The 6,140-nt window shown below is 33.0% G+C and carries 6 protein-coding genes and 1 pseudogene; 5 read left to right on the top strand and 2 right to left on the bottom strand.

Going from position 1 to position 6,140, the window contains the following annotated elements; translation table 11 throughout:
• Positions 1-14: 14 nt before the first annotated feature.
• Both KA926_RS07555 and cstR read right to left on the bottom strand, forming a co-directional pair.
• Positions 15-359: pseudogene (locus KA926_RS07555) on the bottom strand (TSUP family transporter); the annotation flags it as partial.
• Positions 359-619 carry a persulfide-sensing transcriptional repressor CstR gene (gene cstR / locus KA926_RS07550; RefSeq protein ID WP_002510747.1) on the bottom strand — a complete coding sequence of 87 codons (261 nt, stop codon included), beginning with the start codon at positions 617-619 and terminating at the stop codon, positions 359-361. The gene cstR and the pseudogene KA926_RS07555, both read right to left, overlap by 1 nt.
• 137 nt (positions 620-756) lie before the next feature.
• On the opposite strand from cstR, the gene cstA reads away from it, so the two are divergent.
• From cstA to KA926_RS07525, 5 genes are all read left to right on the top strand, one after another.
• Positions 757-1,824, top strand: coding sequence for a persulfide response sulfurtransferase CstA (cstA, locus tag KA926_RS07545; RefSeq protein WP_107384736.1), 1,068 nt, complete (start codon positions 757-759; stop codon positions 1,822-1,824).
• 30 nt (positions 1,825-1,854) lie between these two features.
• On the top strand, positions 1,855-3,189 hold the full coding sequence (cstB, locus tag KA926_RS07540) for a persulfide dioxygenase-sulfurtransferase CstB (RefSeq protein ID WP_050215127.1): 1,335 nt from the start codon (positions 1,855-1,857) through the stop codon (positions 3,187-3,189).
• 17 nt (positions 3,190-3,206) lie between these two features.
• Positions 3,207-4,400, top strand: coding sequence for a type II sulfide:quinone oxidoreductase Sqr (gene sqr / locus KA926_RS07535; protein ID WP_069996590.1), 1,194 nt, complete (start codon positions 3,207-3,209; stop codon positions 4,398-4,400).
• Between the two features lie 172 nt (positions 4,401-4,572).
• Positions 4,573-5,166, top strand: coding sequence for a recombinase family protein (locus KA926_RS07530; protein WP_107384734.1), 594 nt, complete (start codon positions 4,573-4,575; stop codon positions 5,164-5,166).
• Positions 5,138-6,140 (top strand): DDE-type integrase/transposase/recombinase (locus KA926_RS07525; protein WP_204174399.1); only part of this gene is annotated, 1,003 nt, incomplete at its 3' end. The genes KA926_RS07530 and KA926_RS07525, both read left to right, overlap by 29 nt.

The raw sequence follows: 6,140 nt of genomic DNA, 5'->3' as shown, positions 1-6,140 counted from the left end.
ATTCAACTTTGCAACAGAACCATATATATCGTATTTACAAATGTAGCATTAAATAAATTTGCTAACAGTCCACCTAACATGCTGCCTATAATCATGCCACTACCCATGTAAAGCACTAATAGTGGCGAAAATTCTGGTTTTTTTCGCGCTTTTAATGACCCACTTAAAGTACTGAAAAAGACTTGACTGGAAGTAAGTCCTGATGCCATGTATGCACTGTACGCAGGAGCGCCAAATAGTGGTGGTAATAATAAAATAGCTGGATAAATAATGATGGCGCCACCTATACCTACTAGACCCGAAATAAAGCCTCCGAATACCCCAATAAGTAACATCATAATAATAGTTGAAATATCCATTATTTACTTTTTACCAATAAGTTAACGGCTTCATTAATCAATTCTTCAGAATTTTCACCATTATCCTCTGCTGCTTTTACACATTCTATTAAATTTTCACTAATGATAATTCCCATCAAACGTTGGATTGAACTTTTTGATGCACTGATTTGAGTAATGACATCTTTACAATCTTTTTCTTCTTCCATCATTTTAATAACGCCATTGAGTTGTCCTTGTATTCTATTAATACGATTAATCATTTTTTTATCATAATTCATAGTTATTTCCTCCACTTTTAATTGAATAAAGTCATAATAAACGATAAAAGTAAACATGTCAAATACCCCCTACCGTATTTGACATAATATAAATAATTAGTTAATATACCCGTATAGGTATTTATTAGGAGGTTAATATGAAACAATATAACGAAAATCATATCAATAATTTCAGTAAACAAGAATTAGAAAAATTGGGTGCACAAGGTCAACTGATTGACGTTAGAACACAAGAAGAATATGAGCTTGCACATATAAATGGTGCGACATTACATCCTGTAGATAAGATTGAATCGTTCAATAAAGATAAAAACACAACCTATTTTGTACACTGTAAAAGTGGTACCAGAAGTGCTAAAGCGAGCGAATATTTAGCTAAACAAGGCTACGACATTGTTAATTTAGACGGTGGCTATAAAGCGTATGAAGCAAAAAACGACGATGATAATACATTCGAAGAAAATACTAATGTAGAAATTAAAGCAGAGCGTAAACAATTTAACTATAGTGGTCTTCAATGTCCAGGTCCAATTGTAAACATCAGTAAAGAAGTGAAAAATATTGAAGTAGGCGAGCAAATCGAAGTTACAGTCACAGATCCTGGATTCCTTAGCGACATTAAAAGCTGGGTCAAACAAACTGGTCATACTTTAGTTAAACTTGATGAAAGTAATCATGGAATTAATGCCATTATTCAAAAAGAAAAACCAAAAGACTTACAAGTGAATCATACTGCTAAAGGTACGACAATTGTACTATTTAGTGGAGAGTTAGATAAAGCAGTGGCAGCAATGATTATTGCAAATGGCGCTAGAGCTGCAGGAAGAGATGTAACTATCTTCTTTACGTTTTGGGGACTCAACGCGTTGAAAAAAGCGCAAACAGTTAACGTTAAAAAGAAAGGTATCGCAAAAATGTTTGATTTGATGTTGCCAAAAACACCTTTGAAAATGCCACTATCTAAAATGAATATGTTCGGTTTAGGTAATATCATGATGCGATACGTAATGAAAAAGAAAAACGTTGATTCATTACCATCACTCATTAATCAAGCGATAGCTCAAGATATTAAATTAATCGCATGTACCATGAGCATGGATGTCATGGGTATTACAAAAGAAGAATTAAGAGATGAAGTTGAGTACGGCGGTGTAGGCACTTATATAGGTGATACTGAAAACGCGAGTCATAATTTATTTATTTAATTAAATCTATCAAAATAAGGAGTTCTTTATATGTTTTTCAAACAATTTTACGATAATCATTTATCTCAAGCATCTTATTTAGTTGGCTGTCAACGTACGGGAGAGGCAATAGTAATTGATCCTGTTCGTGATTTAACAAAATATATGGAAGTTGCAGATAGCGAAGGTTTTAAAATTACACAAGCTGCTGAAACACATATTCACGCTGATTTTGCTTCTGGAATTCGGGATGTGGCAAAACGTTTAAACGCCAATATATATGTATCTGGCGAAGGTGATGATCAATTAAGTTATAAAAATATGCCGGAACATACAAATTTTGTTAAAAATCAAGATATTATTCAAGTAGGTAATATTAAATTAGAAGTCTTGCATACACCTGGTCATACCCCTGAGAGTATCAGTTTCTTACTCACTGATGAAGGTGGCGGCTCAAGTGTTCCAATGGGTTTATTTAGTGGTGACTTTATTTTTGTTGGTGATATCGGTAGACCTGATTTACTAGAAAAATCAGTACAAATGGAAGGTACTACAGAGATTGGTGCAAAACAGATGTACCAATCTATAGAAGGTGTTAAAAATTTACCAGATTATATTCAAATATGGCCTGGACACGGTGCTGGAAGTCCTTGTGGTAAAGCATTAGGTGCCATACCAATGTCTACGCTAGGTTACGAAAAAATTAATAACTGGGCATTTAATGTAACAGATGAATCTAAATTTGTTGAAACATTAACATCAAATCAACCAGCGCCACCCCATCACTTTGCACAGATGAAAAAAATTAATCAGTTTGGTATGAAAATGTATCAACCATACAACGTTTATCCTAGTTTAGATAATGAAAGAATAGCATTTGATCTTCGTAGCAAAGAAGCCTTTCACGGTGGACATACACAAGGAACAATCAATATTCCTTATAACAAAAACTTTATTAACCAGATCGGTTGGTATTTAGATTTTGAAAAAGATGTAGATTTAATCGGAGATAAATCTACAGTTGAACAAGCAACGCATACTTTACAATTAATTGGTTTTGATAATGTAGCAGGCTATCGTTTACCAAAATCAGAAATTCTAACACAATCCATCCACAGCGCTGATATTACTGGTGAAGAAGCAAATGTACTCGACGTACGTAATGAAGAAGAGTGGAATAATGGGCACTTAGATCAAGCAGTCAATATTCCGCATGGTAAATTATTAAATGAAAATATTCCATTTAATAAAGAGGATAAAATATACGTACATTGTCAGTCAGGTGTTAGAAGTTCAATCGCAGTGGGTATCTTAGAAAATAAAGGATTTGAAAATGTCGTGAATATTAGAGAAGGCTATCAAGATTTTCCAGAATCATTAAAATAATTTAAGGGTGTGGAAAAATGAGTAAGTATTATCAAATTGTTATTGTAGGTGGCGGTACAGCAGGTATTACCGTGGCATCAAGACTATTAAGAAAAAATCAAAGCTTAAAAGGAAAAATAGCAATTATAGACCCGGCTGAATATCATTATTATCAACCGTTATGGACTTTGGTTGGTGCTGGGGTATCGAGTTTAAAAAGTTCTCGTAAAGATATGAAAAGTGTTATGCCTGAAGGTGTTCAATGGATAAAAAATGCTGTTTCAAGCTTTCAACCTGAAAACAATAGCATTATTTTAGGAGATAATTCGGTCGTTAGTTACGAATTTTTAGTGGTAGCCCCTGGATTACAGATTAATTGGTCTTCTATTAAAGGATTAAAAGAGAATATAGGTAAAAATGGTGTTTGTTCTAACTATTCACCTAACTATGTTCGCGAAACTTGGAGACAAATTTCTAAATTTAAACAAGGGAACGCGATTTTCACGCATCCTAATACGCCTATCAAATGTGGAGGCGCACCTATGAAAATTATGTATTTAGCTGAAGATTATTTTAGAAAACATAATATCCGTTCTAATGCTAATGTGATATACGAAACGCCAAAAGATGCTTTATTTGACGTAGGCAAATATAATAAAGAATTAGAGAAAATTGTTGAAGAAAGGGATATAATTGTCAATTATAATTATAATCTTGTTGAAATTGACGGAGACAAAAAAGAGGCTACATTTGAACACATTAAAACAGACGATAGAAAGACAATAGATTATGAAATGTTACATGTAACACCACCCATGGGTCCCTTAGGTGTACTTAAAGAAAGTACACTTTCAGATAGTGATGGTTGGGTAGATGTTAACCCAACCACATTACAGCATAAAAGCTACTCTAACATATTTGGGCTTGGTGATGCTTCAAATGCACCTACTTCCAAAACAGGAGCAGCAATTCGTAAACAAGCGCCTATAGTTGTTAATAACCTATTGCAAGTAATGGATAATGAAATGTTGACGCATCATTATGATGGTTATACTTCGTGCCCTATCGTTACCGGGTACAATAAATTAATACTTGCCGAGTTTGATTATAATAAAAAACCAAAAGAAACATTGCCTTTTAACCAGGCCAAAGAACGAAGAAGTATGTATATTTTTAAAAAAGATTTATTACCTAAAATGTATTGGTACGGTATGTTAAAGGGTCTTATGTAAATAACAAGAGTGTACAGAAAATAACCATTTTCTGCACACTCCCTTTTTATGTCTAAATAGGTAGGTATATTATATGATTGAGTGTTCAAAAACCCAACAAAAAATCTATGTTCATAAAAGACCTTAGAATTAAGTTATGGTACACTGAATGTGTATATAGGAGGTTTGTATTTTGAAAATAGGTTATGCAAGAGTTTCAACTGGATTACAAAATTTGAATTTACAGGAGGATCGATTAAATCAATATGGTTGTGAAAAAATATTTAGTGACCATATCAGTGGTTCAAAAAGTAAAAGACCTGGTTTAGATAAAGCAATTGAATTTGCGAGGTCAGGAGATACGATTGTTGTTTGGAGATTAGACAGATTAGGACGTAATATGGAGGATTTAATCACATTAGTTAATGAGCTTAACGAACGAGGAGTAAGTTTCCACAGTTTAGAAGAAAATATAACGATGGATAAATCAAGTTCTACAGGACAATTATTATTTCATTTGTTCGCAGCATTTGCAGAATTTGAACGGAATTTAATTTTAGAACGTTCTTCAGCAGGCCGAATTGCAGCACGTGCTAGAGGACGCTATGGAGGTAGACCAGAAAAATTAAGCCAAAAAGATTTAAATTTACTTAAAACACTTTATGATAATGGCACACCAATCAAAACAATTGCGGAGCAGTGGCAAGTTTCACGTACAACAATTTATCGTTACCTCAATAAATTGGAGGATAAGGAAGATGAAAAACAAGGAGAAGTATCTAACTAATTTTTCTGAAGCCAAGCGTAAAAAAGCTACTCAAAAGTACAATATTATAAAACCTTTTATCTTGGGCGAACAATCTTTATCAACCATTTCAAAAAGTAAAGGTATTGCATTAAGTACACTTTATAGATGGAATAAATTATATAAGGAACAAGGACTTACTGGTCTAATTCATAATACAAGAGTTGATAAAGGTGAGCGTAAATTAGAACAAAACATAATTGACGAGATTAAACGCCTTGCACTTAAGAATAAAAGAAATAGTATTGCTACAATTCATAGGAAAATCGCTAATTATTGTATAGAGAATAATTTTGATAAACCAAGCTACAAACAAGTTTATAGTATTATTAAAGCAATGCCTAAGTCTGTTATTGATTTCTCTCACCAAGGTGAAAAATACTATCAAAATAAGTACGATTTAATACAAATAAGAGAATCCTCAAGACCCAATGAAATATGGCAAGCCGACCATACTTTGCTAGATATTTATATATTAGATCAAAAAGGTAATATCAATAGACCATGGCTAACCATTATTATGGATGACTATAGTCGTGCCATTGCAGGCTATTTTATAAGTTTTGATTCTCCTAATGCTCAAAACACAGCATTAACACTATACCAAGCAATATGGAATAAGAATGATACCAACTGGCCAGTGTGTGGTATACCCGAAAAATTCTATACAGATCACGGAAGTGACTTTACCTCAAATCACATGGAACAAGTCGCTATTGACTTGAAAATAAATTTGATGTTTTCAAAAGTTGGTGTCCCTCGTGGTCGTGGAAAAATAGAACGCTTTTTTCAGACAGTTAACCAAATTTTCTTAGAACAACTGCCTGGATATATAAACAATAGTGATATTCCTAGTAATTTAATAAATTTTCACAATTTTGAAGAAAAATTACGTTACTTTTTAATTGAAAATTATAATCAAAAAGAACATAGTGCTATTCATACCACGCCTATCA

The organism is Staphylococcus sp. GDY8P94P (assembly GCF_017892255.1).
Taxonomy (GTDB): Bacteria; Bacillota; Bacilli; order Staphylococcales; family Staphylococcaceae; genus Staphylococcus; species Staphylococcus cohnii.
The sequence above is the reverse complement of the archived record's forward strand: the minus strand, read 5'-3'. Positions and strand labels throughout refer to the sequence as shown.